The following is a 17,989-nucleotide window of genomic DNA, read 5'->3' as shown; positions in this document are numbered from 1 at the left end:
CATCATGAGGAAGGTGCCGGTTGGACCAAGGTCTACCGGTAAGGTTTCGAGGATGAACTAGTCGGTTAGCCTGCGTATACTGGCCGCCTTAAGTTATTACGGTTGACTTGATTCAACTGATTTCACGGAGCGCCCTGCATGTCCGGCAATACCTTCGGCAAGCTGTTCACTGTCACCACCGCGGGCGAAAGCCATGGCCCGGCGTTGGTCGCCATTGTCGACGGCTGCCCGCCCGGCCTCGAGCTGTCCCTGGAAGACCTGCAGCGTGACCTCGACCGCCGCAAGCCCGGCACCAGCCGCCACACCACCCAGCGCCAGGAGCCCGACGAAGTCGAGATCCTCTCCGGGGTGTTCGAAGGCCGCACCACCGGGTGCGCCATCGGCCTGCTGATTCGCAACACCGACCAGAAGTCCAAGGACTACTCGGCGATCAAGGATCTGTTCCGCCCGGCTCACGCCGACTACACCTACCACCATAAATACGGCGAACGTGACTACCGTGGCGGCGGCCGCAGCTCGGCGCGCGAAACCGCGATGCGTGTGGCTGCCGGCGCCATCGCCAAGAAATACCTGGCGACCCAGGGCATCGTCATCCGTGGCTACATGAGCCAGTTGGGCCCGATTGAAATCCCGTTCAAGACCTGGGACAGCGTGGAAGACAACGCCTTTTTCTGCCCTGACCCGGACAAAGTGCCGGAACTGGAAGCCTACATGGACCAGCTGCGCCGCGACCAGGATTCGGTCGGCGCCAAGATCACCGTGGTCGCCGAAGGCGTCAAGCCGGGCCTGGGCGAGCCGATCTTCGACCGCCTCGACGCCGAGCTGGCCCATGCGCTGATGAGCATCAATGCGGTGAAAGGTGTGGAAATCGGCGCCGGTTTCGCCTGCGTCTCCCAGCGCGGTACCGAGCACCGCGATGAACTGACCCCGGAAGGCTTCCTCAGCAACAACGCGGGCGGCATCCTCGGCGGTATTTCCTCCGGCCAGCCGATTGTTGCGCACCTGGCACTCAAGGCCACCTCGAGCATCACTACCCCCGGCCGTTCCATCGATGTGCACGGCAACCCGGTGGACGTGATCACCAAGGGCCGTCACGACCCGTGCGTGGGCATCCGTGCCACGCCGATTGCCGAAGCGATGATGGCCATCGTGTTGATGGACCACCTGTTGCGCAATCGCGGGCAAAACGCCGATGTGCGCGTGAGTACCCCGGTGCTGGGCCAACTGTGACGGCGCGGCGGTGACAGCCCTCCCATACTGGCGTCTCTCCAGCTTCTACCTGTTCTACTTCGCCCTGCTCGGGGCGACGGCGCCGTTCCTGGCGCTGTACTTCGACCACCTGGGGTTCTCCAGCGCGCGTATCGGCGAGCTGGTGGCCATCCCCATGCTGATGCGCTGCGTGGCCCCCAACCTGTGGGGCTGGCTGGGCGACTACACCGGCCGACGTCTGGCCATCGTGCGCTTCGGCGCGGTGTGCACCCTGTTGAGTTTTTCCCTGATCTTCATCAGCCACACCTACGCCTGGCTGGCCCTGGTGATGGCCCTGCATGCGTTCTTCTGGCACGCGGTGCTGCCGCAGTTCGAAGTGATCACCCTGGCCCACCTGCAAAAACAGACCTCGCGCTATAGCCAGGTACGCCTGTGGGGCTCCATCGGTTTTATCCTCACCGTGGTGATCATGGGTCGCCTGTTCGACTGGCTGAGCCTGGACATCTACCCGGTGGTGGTCGTGGTGATCATGGCTGGCATCATCGGCGCCAGCCTGTGGGTGCCGATTGCGCAGCCCGCCAGCCACGGCAATCGCCTGGCGGCTGATGGATTCCTCAAGCAATTGCGCAGCCCCGGCGTACTGGCGTTTTACGCCTGTGTGGCGCTGATGCAAATGAGCCATGGCCCGTATTACACCTTCCTGACCCTGCACCTCGAACACCTCGGCTACAGCCGTGGCGTGATCGGCACGCTGTGGGCCCTGGGGGTGGTGGCGGAAGTGCTGATGTTCCTGGGCATGAGCCGCATCCTTGCGCGTTTTTCGGTACGCCGGGTGCTGCTGGCCAGCTTCCTGCTTGCGGCGCTGCGCTGGTTGCTGCTGGGCTCGTTTGCCGAACTCCCATGGGTGCTGTTGCTGGCGCAGGTCATGCACGCTGCCACGTTCGGCAGTTTTCACGCGGCGGCGATTGCCTTTGTGCAGCGCAGCTTTGGCGATAAGCAACAAGGCCAGGGCCAGGCGCTGTACGCCGCCCTGGCCGGCACCGGCGGTGCGCTGGGTGCGCTGTATTCCGGCTACAGCTGGAACCTGCTGGGGCCGACCGTCACCTTTAGTATTGCCAGCGTCGCAGCCCTGGCCGCGGCCGTTATCATCGGTTTTCGATTGCAAGAGCAGAACCAAGGAACCCTTCAATGAGTTATGTCGCCGTCTACCCCGTTGCTTCACCGGATACCCCGAACAAGGTCCTGACCCATGTCGACGACATCGCTGCCACCCTGGCCGAGCACGGTGTGCGGTTCGAGCGCTGGCAGCCAGGCCTGATCGAGAGGGACGCCAGCGACGCTGAAATGATTGCCGCCTATCAGCCGCAGATCGATGCACTCGGCTATGGTGCGGTGGCGGTGCTCCGTGTCACGAGCGACCACCCGCAGAAAGCCGAATGGCGGGCCCGGTTCCTGGATGAGCGCCGCTACAACGAAGACGAAGTGCGTTTTTTCATCGCCGGCCAGGGTTTGTTCAACCTGCATGTTGGCGACTACGTGTATGCCGTGCGTTGTGAGAAAAATGACCTGCTGGGGGTGCCGGCCGGTATGGCGCACTGGTTTGATATGGGGGAGAACCCGCACTGTATAACGCTGCGACTCTTCAATAAGGCGCAAAGCCCAGTGCCGGAGTTGACGGGCGACGATATCGCCCGACGATTTCCGGGTCTGGATGACTAATTACGGTGTATCGAAAACTTCAACCCCCGCATGTTGGAAGTTGTTGTGGGAATAAACTCTTATTCTTGTAAGGCCCGGCTGTTTATCGCGGGGCCTGCGCCTTAGTGCCATTGGTTATGTAACTCTTTGCGGCATCAACGTTTATATCACCTGTCAATAGGAGGAATCCGAAGGTGATAGGGCGATAGCCAACAAAAGGGAGTGAAACTAATGAGAGGCCCCAGGGAATTGTTTCCAACGCCAAACTCCGTGCCCAGCGCTGTCAGAAGGCGTTTGAGTTTGTCCGGAAAGCCACTGACGCCTACGGAACTGGAAATCCTGCGTTGGGCCTCCGAAGGCAAGACCGTCTGGGAAATCAGCCAGATTCGCGCCACGTCCGAAGCGACAGTGAAATTCCACCTGCGCAATATCTACGGCAAACTTGGAGTGACCAACCGCGTGCAGGCGATGAATGAGGCGGCACGCCAAGGTTTATGCTGACCCAAGCGAGCCTTGGAGGAGGACTTTCGGCCACCGAAGCAATCGGTTTGAAGCGTCATAGTCCAGCCACAACGAAGCAGTGCTTCGGCCTATCAAGGCATTCGTGCGGCGCTCCGGCAACGCCTGGTCGATCTTGACGCGCAAAAGGGCATCCCATGCTCGGTCGAACTCTCGAATGAACATGCGCAATAACGGTAATGCCATGACCTCGACCTTGCACCTAATTGACCTCATCATCGTGTCGCCCATTCACATTCGGGGGGCTCGATGTCTAACGTCGCATTGGTGGCGCTAGGCTCGACGTCAGTCTTTTGATTGATCGCGTCGGCTAAGCGGCAGCGATCAGCGCTCCTTGTTGGCGCAGATGCGTCTGGAAACGATCGGCATAGTCTTCGACAACGGCATCCCTTACGCTGGAGCGCGCCTCAAGCGCCTCACGCCAAGCCGAAATGCGCGGAAGACCGTCGAAAATCTGGTGTGCGACAGTTGCGTCGATACTCTCGAAGTAACGGAAAAGCGGGGCATAAACCGCATCAACCATTCCAAAGGCCGAGCCATCGAAGAACGGCCCCGCGCCTATTTATGATTCCAGTTTGCCGAGCCGTTCGCGAAATGCGGTGCGCTTGGCATCTGCGGTCGCAGAGTCACGAGCGTGGAGAAACTGCCAGGCTTCAGCTTGAGTCTGCGACGCGAATTCGATCCATGCGCGATTCCGTGCGCGAGCTAACGCATCAATGGGGTACATCGGCGTGCCACCTTGGGTTTCGTCGAGGTACTCGCAGATGACCATGCTTTCGAATAGGATCGCATCTTGCGCATTGTCCTGGCGCACCTTGAGCACGGGGACCTTGCCGGTTGGCGAAACGGCCAGGAACCAGTCTGGCTTGGCTGATAAATCGACATCTATCCGATCGAATTGGATACCCTTTTCAAGAAGCACAATCGCGGCGCGCTGTACGAATGGGCATAGTGGGTGGCTTATTAGCGTAAGAGCGTTCATTGCTTTTAGTGGCCCTGGATGGTTTATCAAGCGGAAACAGCGGCAGAGGTTTCCCGCGTGCCGCTGTGTGCGCAGTCTGGATTGGACTGGTTCGTCGCTAAGTGCTGGGGCGGGCGTTCAGTACCTGATTAACTTAGCCCGGCCGATGTGGCATTCGCATAATTCTTGAGCTGCGCGCTTAGCCATTCAGCAGGCGGCCGCCGTCAAGGACGATTTCAGAGCCGACCGTCCAGCGTGACTCGTCGGATGCCAGATACAGCACTGCTTTGGCCACCTCCTCGGAGGTACCGAAGCGCCCAAGCGGAATGGTTGCCGCGATCTCTTTGTTAAGCTGCGCGCGATAAGCTTCCGGAATACCCAGCTTGTCGTAAAGCGGAGTCTCGACGGGGCCAGGGCTCACTGCGTTGACACGGATGCCACGGCCCAGCAATTCGGTCGAGAGCGTCTTCGACATGTTCAGCAGTGCGGCCTTCGTTGCGGCATACACGGACGAGCGATCTGCGCCTGCATGCGCGCTTACGGAAGTCGTCAACACTACGGAAGCAGGATTGGCGAAGACCGGCAACAGCGCCTGCATCAGGAAGTACGGCCCTTTGACGTTGATGTCGAAAGAGCGGTCGAACATCTCTTCCGTCCATTCCTCAATGGGCAGCCAGACGGATACGCCGGCATTGAGGAAGGCAACGTCGAGTTGGCCGTAGTGTTCCTTGATGACTTGTGCCAGCTCCTTTTGTGCTGCAACGCTGGCCGAGTCGGCGCGCAGCACCGGCACTTCCGGGCCTAATTCGGCCTGGGCCTTTGCAATCGAATCGGGGTTGACACCCGTTACGATCACGCGAGCACCCTCCGCCAGGAACTGCTTTGCCGTTTCCAGCCCGATGCCACTGGTGCCGCCAGTGATGAGCGTACGTTTACCTTGCAAGCGCGACATTTGAATTCTCCGGTGAATGACGACCACCGCGGTCGACATGGAGAACTATGCGCTCATGCTCCATAGCATATAAGACTGCTTATTCGCATATAATTCATGCAATTTGAACATGAATTGAGGTGGAGAAGTGGACCGATTTCTTTTGATGACATGCTTCGCGCGTGCGGTAGAAACCGGGAGCTTTTCGGCGGCAGGGCGGGATCTAGGGCTGGGGCAACCCAATGTAAGCCGTTATGTAGCGGCTCTGGAGGATCATTTGCAGACGCGTTTGCTCCACCGGTCTACGCGCAAGCTGTCGTTGACACCGGAGGGCGAACGCTACTATGCGGACATCCGGCGCATCCTGGATGCGGTGGATGAATCCGAATCGTCCTTCAGAAACAACGTCGATCCATCGGGACTCTTGCGCGTAGCCTGTCCGACAGCTCTCGCACACGCGTTTGTGCTGCCGCATGTGCCGGCCTTTTTGGAACGCTACCCTCAATTGATCTTGGATCTCCAGCTCAACGATCGATACGTAGACCTGGTCAATGAAGGCACCGAACTCGCCATTCGCATAGGACAGATGGAGGACAGCACCTTGCGCGCCCGGCCTCTTGGATGGTACGACCGGGTCTTCGTCGCCAGCAAGGACTACTTGGCTAAACGCGGCGTTCCGCAGACCCCGCAGGATCTACGCGACCACGATTGCATCATCTACACCTTACTGTCGTCCGGGGCGACCTGGCGATTCCGGGACGCGGACATTCCGATTACCGGCAGGCTCAGGGTCAACTCTCCCGACGCTGTGAGTGCGGCGGTCGTGGCGGGCCTGGGTGTGGCGCATGGACCTGCGTGGCTGTTTGAGGGCGGGCTGAACAGCGGGAGATTACAGTTCATTCTCGCCAACCATGGGGCTCCCCCTGTCCCCGTGCAGATGGTTTATGTCGCCAATAGACTGCTCCCCACGCGGGCTATCGTGTTCATGGATTTTATGGCTGAGGTGTTTTCAAAGATTCCTGCCTTGAACGGCGGCACCCCTGTGCCGACGCTATAGGACGAGACGGCACCGGCCTATGTTGAACTCGCCTAAGTGTTTGATAAACACGCTGTATCGGGGTTAGGCGCAGTCCAGCGAAGTGCCGGGCTGGAGTCATCGTCAAACAAAAAAGGCCGCGACGCTCAAGAGCGTCGCGGCCTTTTTATGACTGCGGTATTTACGCCGAATGGTAGGTCGGCAGGGCAAAGCGATTCTGACTTTGCAGCATCGAAATGTGCGGCAATTCACTGGCCTGTTCGGCCAGGTCGCGGCGAATCGCGCTGATCACCCAAGTCAATTGATCGGCAGTATGCAGCTGCTGGTAAGAGATCGAACGCTTGACCTGTTTGCCGTCACTGTTGCGCAGGGTCAACAGGATGCCACCGTCGGGACGTGGCTGGGTGGTGACGTCGTAGTTGGAGAATACTGAAGCGAATTTATCTTGGATCAGGCTCATGTCTATCAGCTCCGTTGGCTCAAGTTGGCAAGCATGGAGTGATAGGTGCAGTGATTGTGCCATCTTATGATTTATAAAATATCGTTATAAATCAATAGTTTGAAAAAGTAGAAGATTTTCGGTTTCGTGCAAATTGCATGAATGGCCATCATGCATCCTGCATTTTGCGTTACTCAATGGAGTGGGATGGACGCGCCTGTATGGATAAAGACTACTCGCGGGCAGCTAAATTCCTTTTTTGAGCGCGCACCCGACGGGATACAAAACTTTTCAAATCCCGCGTGTACAGCCGAAGAACGGCTGACGTATTTTCCTGCAATGCATTCGGCCTTCCTCTTACGGAAGTGTCGGTGTTTCGGGATCAGACGAAGAATAAGAAAAAGGACGTTCCTCCATGAGCCACCCGCACAACGACATGATCACCTGGGGCAAGCTGCTGAGAAAGGTGCCGGCCATCGTTCGCGCCCTGCCGCGCGTAGTGCGCGGCATGCGTGCCGCCAATGTCACCGACCCCGCGCAGCCTTGCGGGTTGGGCTGGCACTTTGAGCAAGCCACCCTGCGCAACCCCGACGGCAACGCGTTGCTGTACGGCGACCGTGTGCTCAGCTACACCGACGCCAACCAGTGTGCCAACCGTATTGCCCATCACCTGCAAGCCCAGGGCATCGGCAAGGGGGACGTGGTGGCGCTGTTTATCGAAAACCGCCCCGAATTGCTCTTGCACGTGTTGGCGGTGGCCAAGCTGGGGGGCATCTGCGCGATGCTCAATACCGCACAAACCCAGGCGGCGTTGGTGCACAGCCTGAACCTGGTGAGTCCGGCAGCCATTATTGTCGGCGCGGAATTGGTCGCCCCCTATGACGCGGTGCGCGATCAGGTGGCCATCCCGGCTGATCGAACCTGGTTCGTCGCCGATCAGCCGTCCAGCCTGGTGCCGCAGGGGTATATCGACCTGTTGGCTGCGAGCGGCGAGTGCCCGGTGGACAACCCGGCCAGCACCGCGCAGATCTTCTTCAACGACCCTTGCTTCTATATCTACACCTCCGGCACCACCGGCCTGCCCAAGGCCGGCATCATGAAACATGGTCGCTGGACCAAAACCGCCGTCAGCTTCGGCAGCATCGCCTTGGACATGGGCCCTTACGACGTCCTGTATTGCACGTTGCCGCTCTACCACGCCACCGGGCTCTGTGTGTGCTGGGGCTCGGCGATTGTCGGGGCATCGGGCTTCGCCATTCGCCGCAAGTTCAGCGCCAGCCAGTTCTGGGACGATGCGCGCAGATTCAAGGCGACCACCCTCGGCTACGTCGGTGAGTTGTGTCGTTACCTGCTCGACCAGCCACCCGGCGAAAACGACCGTGATAACCGCGTGACCAAGATGGTCGGCAATGGCTTGCGCCCCGGCGTGTGGGCGCAGTTCAAGGCACGCTATGGCGTGGAGCATATCTGTGAGCTGTACGCGGCCAGTGACGGCAATATCGGGTTTACCAACGTACTGAATTTCGACAACACCATCGGTTTCTGCCTCCAGCACTGGGCGCTGGTGGACTACGCCCACGACAACGGCGAGCCGTTGCGTGGCAGCGATGGTTTTATGCGTAAAGTCCCCACGGGCGGGCAAGGCCTGTTACTGGCCAGGATCGATGAAAAATCGCCCTTCGACGGCTACACCGACCCGGAAAAGAATCGCAGGGTGGTACTCACCGACGTGTTTGAAAAAGGTGACCGCTACTTCAATACCGGCGATGTGTTGCGCAGCATCGGCTTCGGTCATGCGCAGTTCGTTGATCGCCTGGGGGATACCTATCGCTGGAAAGGTGAAAACGTGTCCACCACGGAGGTAGAGAACGTCCTGCTGCAACACCCGCAGATCGCCGAAGCAGTGGCCTATGGCGTTGAGATCGAAAACACCAATGGCCGCGCGGGCATGGTCGCCATCACCCCGAGTGAGTCCCTGGCCTCACTGGACATGCGCGAGCTGCTGCAATTCGCCCACGGCCAGTTGCCGCACTATGCGGTGCCGCTCTTCCTGCGGATCAAGGTCAAGATGGAAACCACTGGTACCTTTAAGTACCAGAAGGTGAAGCTCAAGGAAGAAGCCTTTGATCCGGACAAGGCCGGCAACGACCCGGTGTATGCCTGGCTGCCGGGTTCGGACTGTTATGTGCCGGTTACCGGGCAACTGTTGGCGCAGATCCAGGGCGGCCAGTTCCGCTATTGATTCTGTCTATGGCCGCTTTTGCTAAAAAGGGCATGACAGTGGGGAACTCCCTCGCGACACTGGCGGCCTATAAAGCACCAGACAAGGAGCCCCCCACATGTCAGACCAAGCCAAACAGATGACCGAAGACGAAGCCGCCGAATTTGCCGAGCAGGTCTTCGACGTGGCCCGCAAAGGCGACGCCGCTATGCTCGCCGCGCTGCTGGCCAAAGGCTTGCCGGCCAACTTTCGCAACCACAACGGCGACACCTTGTTGATGCTCTCGGCCTACCACGGCCATGCCGAAGCGGTAAAAGTGCTGCTGGAATTCAAGGCCGACCCGCTGATCGCCAATGACAAGAACCAGCTGCCCATCGCCGGCGCGGCATTCAAGGGTAATTTGCCGGTGGTCAAGGCGCTGATTGAAGGGGGCACGCCGATCGAGGCCGCCTCGTCCGACGGTCGTACCGCGCTGATGATGGCCGCCATGTTCAACCGCGTCGAGATGGTCGACTACCTGCTCAGCCAGGGCGCCAACCCCAAGGCCACCGATGCCCAAGGCGCGACTGCGCTGGCGGCGGCGCAGACCATGGGGGCGAAGGACACGGCGGCGCAGCTGGAGAAACTGGTGTAGGCTGTGCGCCCTCAAAAACCAGCCCGCTACAGGATCACCCCATGAAAACCACCCTCGTCGAACTTATCAGCAAAATCAGCGCCGGGGTCATGGGCGAGGACGAGGTGGCACGCATCGCCGAAGAGGCCGCCCAAGCCTACGCCGACCCGGCGGCTTTCCTGGCGGCCAACCCGGATATCAACTACGACGACAGCTTTCCGATCCCGCTGGGGGAGTGGGTGGTGGTCGGCAGCCTGCCGGACACCGTGCTGTTCCAGGCCGATACCTATGGCGACCTGTTTGCGCAGATCGTCGCATCGTTCGGCCCGGGTGTGGCGTTCAACCTCAAGCCCAAGCAACTGGCCAAGACTGAAGACCTCACCGCGTTGAACCGTATCCAGATCCAGATGAGTGCCCTGAGCTCGGAAGACGGCGGTTATGTGCTGCTCAATTTCAGCCAGCCACTGGATGACGAGATCCAGGCCGTCCTGGTGTTCGGCAATGACCTGCAGCGCGTGCTGGCGTTGTGCGCCGAAGTCGGCATCAAGGCCGAGCCGTCCCTGGAAGCGCTGAAAGTCGCCGTGCACGTCTGAAATAAAACGGAACCCCGACCAGGGCTGGCTATCCTACAAGGGCATGCCCTCACTTAGGAGCGACACCATGGGTTCCACTTTTAATGGCTTGATCGGGCTGATCATCCTGGCGCTGGATATCTGGGCGATCATCAACGTGTTCAAAAGCGGCGCGAGTACCGGCGCCAAGGTCTTGTGGATCCTGTTGATCCTGCTCTTGCCGGTACTGGGCCTGATCATCTGGGCCATTGCAGGGCCGCGCGGTAACGTGCGGATCTGACCTCTCACTCACTTGGAGAGTGAGCAGTAAGTGTGGGAGGGAGCAGTCGAATCGTCGCACCGCCCCTCCCCTCCCACATTGGTCTTCAGCGCCCTCCAGAGATTTGTGTATCGATATATTCGCTGCACAAAATTTTCACATCTTATCCAAGACAATCCGCCGGCTGTATCTCCCTGCCAAGGCCCTGCCTCAGGTGCTTTTAAAGGCGGCGTAGCAGTGCTCGCTCAGTAATTAATAGCCTTGATGCCATTGATCGGGCACCATTCGCGCCACCGTAAAACTTCGTCACTTAAACTTCCAATGGGTCCTGAAACGACATGGCAAACCCGGACGCCCTGAGTCAGCAGCGAGCTTCTAATCGCCTGCTGCAACCGACCGTCAAATCCCATCTGGCGTACACGCTGCTCTGCGCACTGGTCATGATGGTGATGCTCTCCCTGCTGCGCCTGGCGCTGCTGGTCTACAACCGCGAGATGATCCTCGACACGCCGGCCTCGACTTTCCTTGAAGCGTTCGCCAACGGCCTGCGTTTTGACATCCGCCTGGTGGTCTACCTGCTGATCCCGCTGCTGCTGGCCCTGTTCAGCGTACGGGCCATGGCCGCGCGTGGGTTTTTCCGCTTCTGGCTGACCATTGCGTCCAGCATCGCCCTGTTCCTGGGCTTGATGGAGATGGACTTCTATCGCGAGTTCCACCAGCGCCTCAACGGCCTGGTCTTCCAGTACGTGAAGGAAGACCCGAAAACCGTGATGAGCATGCTCTGGTACGGTTTCCCGGTGGTGCGCTACCTGCTGGCCTGGGCCGTGGGCACGTTGATCCTGAGCATGGCGTTCAAGGGCGCTGATCGCGCCACGCGCCCACGTGGCCCGTTCAGTGGCGGCAGCATTGGTACGCGGCAAGTGGCGCCGTGGTACAGCCGCATCGCGGTGTTCGTGGTGTGCCTGCTGATTGCCGTGGTTGCCGCCCGTGGCACCCTGCGCCAGGGCCCGCCGCTGCGTTGGGGTGATGTCTACACCACCGATTCGAACTTCGCCAACCAGTTGGGCCTTAATGGCACCTTGTCGCTGATCGCGGCGGCCAAGGCCCGGTTCGGTGAAGACCGCTCCAATATCTGGAAGGCGACCCTCGACCAACCGCTGGCGACCCAGACCGTGCGTGACATGCTGGTGCTGCCGCAAGAGAAACTGGTCGATACCGACATCGCCGCCGTGCGCCGTGACTACACGCCACCGGCCGAGAAGACCCTGCCGATCAAGAACGTGGTCGTGATCCTGATGGAAAGCTTCGCCGGTCACTCGGTAGGCGCCCTGGGTCGTCCGGGCAACATCACGCCATCCTTCGACAAACTGTCCAAAGAAGGCCTGCTGTTCGATCGTTTCTTCTCCAACGGCACCCACACCCACCAGGGTATGTTCGCCACCATGGCCTGCTTCCCGAACCTGCCGGGCTTTGAATACCTGATGCAGACCCCGGAAGGCAGCCACAAGCTGTCAGGCCTGCCGCAGTTGCTCAGCGCCCGTGATTTCAACGACGTGTATGTCTACAACGGCGACTTTGCCTGGGACAACCAGTCGGGCTTCTTCAGCAACCAGGGCATGACCAACTTCATCGGCCGCAACGACTTCGTCGACCCGGTGTTCTCCGACCCGACGTGGGGCGTGTCCGACCAGGACATGTTCAACCGTGGCCTGGAAGAGTTGAAGGCCCGTGAAGGCGGCAAGCCGTTCTACGCACTCCTGCAAACCCTGTCCAACCACACGCCGTACGCGTTGCCAACGCCATTGCCGGTGGAGAAAGTCACTGACCGTGGCAGCCTCAACGAGCATTTGACGGCCATGCGTTACTCCGACTGGGCCCTGGGCCAGTTCTTTGAAAAGGCCCGCAAGGAGCCGTACTTCAAGGAAACCCTGTTCGTGATCGTGGGCGACCACGGCTTCGGCAACGAACAGCAGATCACCGAGATGGACCTGGGCCGCTTCAACGTACCGATGCTGATGATTGCACCGGGCATACAGGAGAAGTTCGGCGAGCGTGACCACACCGTGGGCACCCAGATCGACATCGTGCCGACCATCATGGGCCGCCTGGGTGGCGACACTCTGCACCAATGCTGGGGCCGCGACCTGCTGAACCTGCCGGAAGGCGACAAGGGCTTTGGCGTGATCAAGCCATCGGGCAGCGACCAGACCGTGGCCTTGGTCACCGCAAACCGCATTCTGGTACTGCCCAAGGAAATGCCACCGAAGCTGTGGGAATACGAACTGGGCGCAAACCCGACCGGGAAAGTGATTGCCGAGTCGCCGGACGAGGCTGCCTTGAAGCAGAAACTTGAGTCGTTCCTGCAAACGGCGACCAAGAGCCTGCTGGATAACACTGCCGGCGTGGTTAACGGCAAGCCGGACTAACTAACCGGCAATAAAAAAGAGGCCTTAACAGGCCTCTTTTTTTTATCCGGATTTTATATCCGGCCGAGTAACAACAACACCAGCAGGACAACCAGCACGACACCGAGGATACCCGACGGGCCATAACCCCAGTTACGCGAGTGCGGGAATACCGGCAGGCCACCGACCAGCAGGAGGATCAAGATAATGATCAGAATGAGGCTCATGGTTTTTTTCCTTGTTGTCTTTCTGCAAAGACCGGTTGTTTAACGATAGGCCTGCAGAGTTAATTACAGACGCCTTAACAACTCCGACTCTGGCGCTTCGTAGAAAATTCCATGTTTTTTTAAAGCATTTCGATCAGTCGCTTATTTCTTTTAATTCACGCGCATTCACCGCTTATTAGTTGAAAAACATTGAACTTAGGCTGAGGGCAGGCATCCGACCCGGCCCGCAGTTTGCCTGGGGCATTCATCAATCTGATGGTGCGTGGGTGCAGGAAAAACCTTCGCTACACTGCCGATCACTTCTTCTGTGAACCACAAGGCTACTTCCTATGCAAAATCGCATGATGATCACTGGCGCCGGGTCCGGCCTGGGTCGTGAAATCGCTCTGCGCTGGGCCCGTGAGGGTTGGCAGTTGGCCTTGTCGGATGTCAGCGAGCCAGGCCTGCAGGAAACCCTGAAATTAGTGCGCGAAGCCGGTGGTGATGGGTTTATCCAGCGCTGCGACGTGCGCGACTACAGCCAGCTCACCGCGTTTGCCCAGGCCTGCGAAGTGAAGTTGGGCGGCATTGATGTGATCGTCAACAACGCCGGTGTGGCCTCGGGTGGTTTCTTTGCCGAGCTGTCCCTGGAGGACTGGGACTGGCAGATCGCAATCAACCTGATGGGCGTGGTCAAGGGCTGCAAGGCGTTCCTGCCACTGCTGGAAAAGAGCAAGGGCCGCATCATCAACATCGCCTCGATGGCAGCCCTGATGCAGGGGCCGGCCATGAGCAACTACAACGTGGCCAAGGCGGGTGTGGTGGCGCTGTCGGAGAGTTTGCTGGTGGAGCTCAAGCAGCAGGAAGTCGGCGTGCACGTGGTGTGCCCGTCGTTCTTCCAGACCAACCTGTTGGATTCGTTTCGTGGGCCCACACCCGCGATGAAGGCACAGGTAGGCAAGCTGTTGGAGAGTTCGCCGATCTCGGCGGCGGACATTGCCGACTACATCTACCAGCGTGTAGCGCAGGGCGAATTCATGATCCTGCCCCATGAGCAAGGGCGGATGGCGTGGGCATTGAAGCAGAAGAACCCGCAGTTGCTCTATGACGAAATGACCACCATGGCCGACAAGATGAGGGCCAAGGCTCAGGCTGTTAAGGGTTAATCAGGCGGTAGTCTGTCAGGCAATTTACCTGCTTAAGTAGGTATTGCCTGATTTTGCCGCGAGGCATTGCTGCGGCCAGACCCGGCGCGCATGGTCGGGGTCCTGTTATTGGATAAGGACAACCGCCATGCTGGTCTTAAGCCGCGCCGTGGGCGAAATCATCGCCATCGGCGATGACATCACCGTGCATATTCTTGAGTTGAACGGTAACCACGTGAAATTCGGTATTGCCGCACCCGTCGGGGTGCATGTGCACCGCGCCGAGGTCTACCAAAAGATCCGTGAACATCAAACCCCGCAACCCCAGCCCGCCACCCCCCCTGAGTCAGTCGAACAGATGCTTGGGCACATCGTGCTTGAGCATCAACTGGCACTGCTCGCTGTCCGGGTCGAACACGATCAGCGCCTGGCCCTTGGTCAGCGCCTGGCGTACGCGCAGTACGCGGGTTTCCAGGGGAGTGTCGTCGCCATTGTCGGTGCCGTCGCGGGTCACGAAGTCTTCGATAAGGCGGGTCAGGGTGTCGACTTCAAGTGCGTCGTAGGGAATCAGCATACAAGCCTCAGGTGATGGATCCCGGCGATGCTACTGCGCCGGGACCGCAGTTGCCAGCGTCAGGACTTCTGACCGACCAGGCTGTCCACCGACGGTACACGCGTGTCGCTCTCCATCTGCGTTTCGTGCTCGATCTGATGACTGAAGCGATCCAGTGAGCCCTGGGCCGGTTGTGCGTCACTGGCAAACACCGGCGGGCTGAGGATATACGCGCCCAGCAGACGGCTCAGGGCGGCCAGGCTGTCGATATGGGTGCGCTCATAACCGTGGGTCGCATCGCAACCGAACGCCAGTAAGGCGGTGCGGATGTCATGACCTGCAGTCACCGCCGAGTGGGCATCGCTGAAATAATAGCGGAACAGGTCGCGGCGCACGGGCAAGTCGTTATCCGAGGCCAGGCGCAGCAAGTGGCGGGAGAGGTGATAGTCATACGGCCCGCCGGAATCCTGCATGGCCACGCTGACCGAGTGCTCGCTGGAGTGCTGGCCGGGGGCGACGGGGGCGATATCGATGCCGACAAACTCACTCACATCCCAAGGCAGGGCCGCCGCAGCGCCGCTGCCGGTTTCTTCGGTGATGGTGAACAGCGGGTGGCAGTCGATCAGCAAGGGTTCGCCGCTGTCGACGATGGCCTTGAGCGCAGCCAACAGCGCGGCGACGCCGGCTTTATCGTCCAGGTGGCGTGCACTGATATGCCCGCTCTCGGTGAACTCGGGCAACGGGTCGAACGCCACGTAGTCGCCGATGCCGATCCCCAGGGAATCGCAATCGGCGCGGGTGGCGCAATAGGCGTCCAGGCGCAATTCCACGTGGTCCCAGCTCACCGGCATTTCATCCACGGCGGTGTTGAACGCGTGCCCGGAGGCCATCAATGGCAACACGCTGCCACGGATCACGCCGTTGTCGGTGAACAGGCTGACGCGACTGCCTTCGGCAAAGCGGCTCGACCAGCAGCCCACCGGCGCAAGGGTCAGGCGGCCATTGTCCTTGATCGCGCGCACGGCGGCGCCGATGGTGTCGAGGTGCGCGGACACGGCGCGGTCGGGGCTGTTTTTCTGGCCCTTGAGGGTGGCGCGAATGGTCCCGCGCCGGGTCATTTCAAACGGGATGCCCAGCTCTTCCAGGCGCTCGGCGACGTAGCGCACGATGGTGTCGGTGAACCCGGTGGGGCTGGGAATGGCGAGCATTTCCAGCAGCACTTTTTGCAGGTAGTTGAGATCCGGTTCGGGAATGGTTCGGCTCATAAAGACTCCTGATGGAATAAGGGAAATTCTGTGGCCAGTGGGGCTTGTTGTGACCAGTGGGGCTTGTTGTGGCGAGCGGGCTTGCCCCGTGTTGGGCTGCGAAGCAGCCCTCAATCCGGGCGCCGCGCTCTTTCAGTCAACCCTCATTGGCAGCCTTTGGGGCTGCTTCGCAGCCCAACGCGGGGCAAGCCCGCTCGCCACAGGGTTATTGAGCCGTCGGCTGGCTATGGGGGAATAACAGGTCCACAAACTTCTCCGCCGTCGGCTGCGGGTCATGATTGGCCAGGCCGGCCCGTTCGTTGGCTTCGATAAACACGTACTCGGGCTGATCGGCAGCGGGCACCATCAGGTCCAGGCCGACCATGGGGATGTCCAGGGCGCGGGCGGCGCGCACGGCGGCGTCTACCAGCGTGGGGTGGAGGATCGCCGTGACGTCTTCCAGGCAACCGCCGGTGTGCAGGTTGGCGGTACGGCGCACGGCGAGCGTTTTGCCACGGGGCAGGATGCTGCTGTAGTCGTAGCCGGCGGCGTGCAGGGTGCGTTCGGTTTCGGCATCTACGGGGATTTTGCTTTCGCCGTCAGTGGCCGCCTGACGGCGTCGGCTCTGGGCTTCGATCAGCGCACCAATGGAATGCTGGCCGTCACCGGTCACTTCGGCGGGGCGGCGAATCGCGGCGGCGACTACCTCAAAGCCAATCACCAAAATGCGCAGGTCCAGGCCTTCGTGGAAACTTTCCAGCAACACGCGGCTGTCGAACTGGCGCGCGGCTTCGATTGCCTGCTGCACCTCTTCAATGCTCTGCAGATCCACCGCCACGCCCTGGCCTTGCTCGCCATCCAGCGGCTTGACCACGATGCGCTGGTGTTCGTCGAGGAACTCCAGGTTGTCATCGGCGCTGCCTGCCAGTTGTTGCGCAGGCAGTTTCAAACCCGCCGCTTTCAACACCTTGTGGGTGAGGCTCTTGTCCTGGCACAGGGTCATGCTGATGGCGCTGGTCAGGTCGCTCAGCGACTCCCGACAACGCACGCGGCGCCCACCATGGCTGAGGGTAAACAGGCCGGCATCGGCGTCGTCCACCTGCACATCAATGCCGCGTCGATGCGCTTCTTCGACAATGATCCGCGCATACGGGTTGAACCCCGCCTGCGGGCCGGGACCGAGGAACAGCGGCTGGTTGATACCGTTCTTGCGCTTGATCGCAAAGGTGGTCAGCGCACGGAAGCCGAGCTTGGCGTAGAGGTTCTTGGCCTGTCGGTTATCGTGCAGCACCGACAGGTCCAGATAACTCAAGCCACGGCTCATGAAGTGCTCCACCAGATGGCGCACCAACACTTCGCCCACACCGGGGCGTGTGCACTGCGGGTCGACCGCCAGGCACCACAGGCTGCACCCGTTTTCCGGGTCGTGGAAGGCTTTCTGGTGATTGAGGCCCATCACGCTGCCGATCACCGCGCCACTGTCTTCGTCTTCTGCGAGCCAATACACCGGGCCACCTTCATGGCGCGGCGTGAGGCGCTCGGCATCGACCGGCAACATGCCGCGGCCCTGATACAACTGGTTGACCGCCCGCCAATCGGCCTCGGTCTGCACCCGGCGAATGCGGAAGCCGCGAAATACCCGGGTCGACGGGCGATAGTCGCTGAACCACAGGCGCAGGGTGTCGGACGGGTCGAGGAACAACTGCTGCGGATCGATCCCGAGGATCTGCTGGGGCGCGGCCACGTACAGCGCGATGTCGCGCTCGCCGGGCTGCTCGTTGAGCAGTTCCTGGGCCAGGCTGGCCGGGTCGGGGAAGGTGTGGCCGATCAACAGCCGGCCCCAACCGCAATGCACCGCGATCGGCTCGGCGGCCAGCGGGCTGCCATCTTCGGCCAGGCGCGCTTGCAGGCGCTCGTAGGTCGGCGCCTGGCCTTTCAACAAGCGTTGGCTGTAAGCCGCTGCATGGGGTTTCATCAA

The 17,989-nt window shown here is 60.2% G+C and carries 19 protein-coding genes and 1 pseudogene; 12 read left to right on the top strand and 8 right to left on the bottom strand.

Annotation, left to right across the window (positions count from 1 at the left end):
- Window positions 1-138: 138 nt before the first annotated feature.
- The 4 genes from aroC to FBY10_RS12835 all read left to right on the top strand — a co-directional run bounded on the left by aroC (window position 139) and on the right by FBY10_RS12835 (window position 3,408).
- Window positions 139-1,230, top strand: coding sequence for a chorismate synthase (gene aroC, locus FBY10_RS12850; RefSeq protein ID WP_027603936.1), 1,092 nt, complete (start codon window positions 139-141; stop codon window positions 1,228-1,230).
- Window positions 1,231-1,240: 10 nt separating this feature from the next.
- Complete coding sequence (locus FBY10_RS12845; protein WP_145336483.1) at window positions 1,241-2,401, top strand: MFS transporter; 1,161 nt, start codon at window positions 1,241-1,243, stop codon at window positions 2,399-2,401.
- Window positions 2,398-2,928 (top strand): acireductone dioxygenase, encoded by a 531-nt coding sequence (locus tag FBY10_RS12840; protein ID WP_131700377.1) that lies wholly within the window; start codon window positions 2,398-2,400, stop codon window positions 2,926-2,928. Before FBY10_RS12845 ends, FBY10_RS12840 begins: the two co-directional genes overlap by 4 nt.
- Before the next feature lie 210 nt (window positions 2,929-3,138).
- Window positions 3,139-3,408 carry a response regulator transcription factor gene (locus FBY10_RS12835; RefSeq protein WP_131700378.1) on the top strand — a complete coding sequence of 90 codons (270 nt, stop codon included), beginning with the start codon at window positions 3,139-3,141 and terminating at the stop codon, window positions 3,406-3,408.
- A 328-nt stretch (window positions 3,409-3,736) separates the two neighbouring features.
- Here FBY10_RS12835 and FBY10_RS31740 read toward each other — a convergent pair whose 3' ends face one another.
- From FBY10_RS31740 to FBY10_RS12825, 3 genes are all read right to left on the bottom strand, one after another.
- Window positions 3,737-3,949 (bottom strand): hypothetical protein, encoded by a 213-nt coding sequence (locus FBY10_RS31740; protein ID WP_256663909.1) that lies wholly within the window; start codon window positions 3,947-3,949, stop codon window positions 3,737-3,739.
- Window positions 3,950-3,988: 39 nt separating this feature from the next.
- A complete protein-coding gene (locus FBY10_RS31735) occupies window positions 3,989-4,408 on the bottom strand; it encodes a glutathione S-transferase family protein (RefSeq protein ID WP_256663448.1) in 420 nt (139 codons plus the stop codon).
- A gap of 178 nt (window positions 4,409-4,586) precedes the next feature.
- Window positions 4,587-5,339 (bottom strand): SDR family oxidoreductase, encoded by a 753-nt coding sequence (locus tag FBY10_RS12825; RefSeq protein ID WP_145336481.1) that lies wholly within the window; start codon window positions 5,337-5,339, stop codon window positions 4,587-4,589.
- Between the two features lie 127 nt (window positions 5,340-5,466).
- Here FBY10_RS12825 and FBY10_RS12820 point away from each other — a divergent pair, with 127 nt between their 5' ends.
- Entirely contained in the window at window positions 5,467-6,375 is a 909-nt protein-coding gene (locus tag FBY10_RS12820; RefSeq protein ID WP_145336479.1) for a LysR family transcriptional regulator, read from the top strand.
- A 160-nt stretch (window positions 6,376-6,535) separates the two neighbouring features.
- On the opposite strand, the gene FBY10_RS12815 is transcribed toward FBY10_RS12820, so the two are convergent.
- Complete coding sequence (locus FBY10_RS12815; RefSeq protein ID WP_131700382.1) at window positions 6,536-6,814, bottom strand: DUF3509 domain-containing protein; 279 nt, start codon at window positions 6,812-6,814, stop codon at window positions 6,536-6,538.
- Between the two features lie 394 nt (window positions 6,815-7,208).
- Here FBY10_RS12815 and FBY10_RS12810 point away from each other — a divergent pair, with 394 nt between their 5' ends.
- The 5 genes from FBY10_RS12810 (at window position 7,209) to FBY10_RS12790 (ending at window position 12,884) form a co-directional block, all read left to right on the top strand.
- On the top strand, window positions 7,209-9,035 hold the full coding sequence (locus FBY10_RS12810) for a long-chain-acyl-CoA synthetase (RefSeq protein WP_145336477.1): 1,827 nt from the start codon (window positions 7,209-7,211) through the stop codon (window positions 9,033-9,035).
- Window positions 9,036-9,132: 97 nt separating this feature from the next.
- The gene (locus FBY10_RS12805; RefSeq protein ID WP_131700384.1) at window positions 9,133-9,648 is read left to right on the top strand and encodes an ankyrin repeat domain-containing protein; all 516 of its coding nucleotides are present in this window, start codon (window positions 9,133-9,135) and stop codon (window positions 9,646-9,648) included.
- A gap of 41 nt (window positions 9,649-9,689) precedes the next feature.
- On the top strand, window positions 9,690-10,220 hold the full coding sequence (locus tag FBY10_RS12800) for a hypothetical protein (protein WP_145336475.1): 531 nt from the start codon (window positions 9,690-9,692) through the stop codon (window positions 10,218-10,220).
- Window positions 10,221-10,287: 67 nt separating this feature from the next.
- Entirely contained in the window at window positions 10,288-10,479 is a 192-nt protein-coding gene (locus FBY10_RS12795) for a PLDc N-terminal domain-containing protein (protein WP_003172956.1), read from the top strand.
- Between the two features lie 317 nt (window positions 10,480-10,796).
- On the top strand, window positions 10,797-12,884 hold the full coding sequence (locus FBY10_RS12790; protein ID WP_131700386.1) for an LTA synthase family protein: 2,088 nt from the start codon (window positions 10,797-10,799) through the stop codon (window positions 12,882-12,884).
- Between the two features lie 53 nt (window positions 12,885-12,937).
- Here FBY10_RS12790 and FBY10_RS12785 read toward each other — a convergent pair whose 3' ends face one another.
- Entirely contained in the window at window positions 12,938-13,090 is a 153-nt protein-coding gene (locus tag FBY10_RS12785) for a DUF3309 family protein (protein ID WP_015885095.1), read from the bottom strand.
- A 329-nt stretch (window positions 13,091-13,419) separates the two neighbouring features.
- Here FBY10_RS12785 and FBY10_RS12780 point away from each other — a divergent pair, with 329 nt between their 5' ends.
- Window positions 13,420-14,235, top strand: coding sequence for an SDR family oxidoreductase (locus FBY10_RS12780; protein WP_090406965.1), 816 nt, complete (start codon window positions 13,420-13,422; stop codon window positions 14,233-14,235).
- Between the two features lie 127 nt (window positions 14,236-14,362).
- Window positions 14,363-14,557, top strand: a pseudogene (csrA, locus tag FBY10_RS12775) (carbon storage regulator CsrA); the annotation flags it as partial.
- 3 nt (window positions 14,558-14,560) lie between these two features.
- Here csrA and FBY10_RS12770 read toward each other — a convergent pair.
- The 3 genes from FBY10_RS12770 to ngg form a co-directional block, all read right to left on the bottom strand.
- A complete protein-coding gene (locus tag FBY10_RS12770; RefSeq protein ID WP_003236706.1) occupies window positions 14,561-14,788 on the bottom strand; it encodes a YheU family protein in 228 nt (75 codons plus the stop codon).
- 59 nt (window positions 14,789-14,847) lie between these two features.
- Window positions 14,848-16,032: an osmoprotectant NAGGN system M42 family peptidase gene (locus FBY10_RS12765; RefSeq protein ID WP_131700389.1), complete on the bottom strand. Its 1,185-nt coding sequence runs from the start codon at window positions 16,030-16,032 to the stop codon at window positions 14,848-14,850.
- A gap of 205 nt (window positions 16,033-16,237) precedes the next feature.
- Window positions 16,238-17,986: an N-acetylglutaminylglutamine synthetase gene (ngg, locus tag FBY10_RS12760; RefSeq protein WP_131700390.1), complete on the bottom strand. Its 1,749-nt coding sequence runs from the start codon at window positions 17,984-17,986 to the stop codon at window positions 16,238-16,240.
- Between the last annotated feature and the right edge of the window lie 3 nt (window positions 17,987-17,989).

It is taken from the genome of Pseudomonas sp. SJZ103 (assembly GCF_007828335.1).
Taxonomy (GTDB): domain Bacteria; phylum Pseudomonadota; class Gammaproteobacteria; order Pseudomonadales; family Pseudomonadaceae; genus Aquipseudomonas.
The sequence above is the reverse complement of the archived record's forward strand: the minus strand, read 5'-3'. Positions and strand labels throughout refer to the sequence as shown.

Bases quoted from the DNA above. Each gene is read 5' to 3' on its own strand.
- FBY10_RS12805 (WP_131700384.1), top strand. From the start codon at position 9,133: ATGTCAGACCAAGCCAAACAGATGACCGAAGACGAAGCCGCCGAATTT.
- FBY10_RS12765 (WP_131700389.1), bottom strand. From the start codon at position 16,032: ATGAGCCGAACCATTCCCGAACCGGATCTCAACTACCTGCAAAAAGTG.
- FBY10_RS12780 (WP_090406965.1), top strand. From the start codon at position 13,420: ATGCAAAATCGCATGATGATCACTGGCGCCGGGTCCGGCCTGGGTCGT.
- FBY10_RS12795 (WP_003172956.1), top strand. From the start codon at position 10,288: ATGGGTTCCACTTTTAATGGCTTGATCGGGCTGATCATCCTGGCGCTG.
- FBY10_RS12770 (WP_003236706.1), bottom strand. From the start codon at position 14,788: ATGCTGATTCCCTACGACGCACTTGAAGTCGACACCCTGACCCGCCTT.
- FBY10_RS12790 (WP_131700386.1), top strand. From the start codon at position 10,797: ATGGCAAACCCGGACGCCCTGAGTCAGCAGCGAGCTTCTAATCGCCTG.
- FBY10_RS12815 (WP_131700382.1), bottom strand. From the start codon at position 6,814: ATGAGCCTGATCCAAGATAAATTCGCTTCAGTATTCTCCAACTACGAC.
- FBY10_RS12810 (WP_145336477.1), top strand. From the start codon at position 7,209: ATGAGCCACCCGCACAACGACATGATCACCTGGGGCAAGCTGCTGAGA.
- FBY10_RS12785 (WP_015885095.1), bottom strand. From the start codon at position 13,090: ATGAGCCTCATTCTGATCATTATCTTGATCCTCCTGCTGGTCGGTGGC.
- FBY10_RS12840 (WP_131700377.1), top strand. From the start codon at position 2,398: ATGAGTTATGTCGCCGTCTACCCCGTTGCTTCACCGGATACCCCGAAC.
- FBY10_RS12800 (WP_145336475.1), top strand. From the start codon at position 9,690: ATGAAAACCACCCTCGTCGAACTTATCAGCAAAATCAGCGCCGGGGTC.
- aroC (WP_027603936.1), top strand. From the start codon at position 139: ATGTCCGGCAATACCTTCGGCAAGCTGTTCACTGTCACCACCGCGGGC.
- ngg (WP_131700390.1), bottom strand. From the start codon at position 17,986: ATGAAACCCCATGCAGCGGCTTACAGCCAACGCTTGTTGAAAGGCCAG.
- FBY10_RS12825 (WP_145336481.1), bottom strand. From the start codon at position 5,339: ATGTCGCGCTTGCAAGGTAAACGTACGCTCATCACTGGCGGCACCAGT.
- FBY10_RS31735 (WP_256663448.1), bottom strand. From the start codon at position 4,408: ATGAACGCTCTTACGCTAATAAGCCACCCACTATGCCCATTCGTACAG.
- FBY10_RS31740 (WP_256663909.1), bottom strand. From the start codon at position 3,949: ATGGTTGATGCGGTTTATGCCCCGCTTTTCCGTTACTTCGAGAGTATC.
- FBY10_RS12835 (WP_131700378.1), top strand. From the start codon at position 3,139: ATGAGAGGCCCCAGGGAATTGTTTCCAACGCCAAACTCCGTGCCCAGC.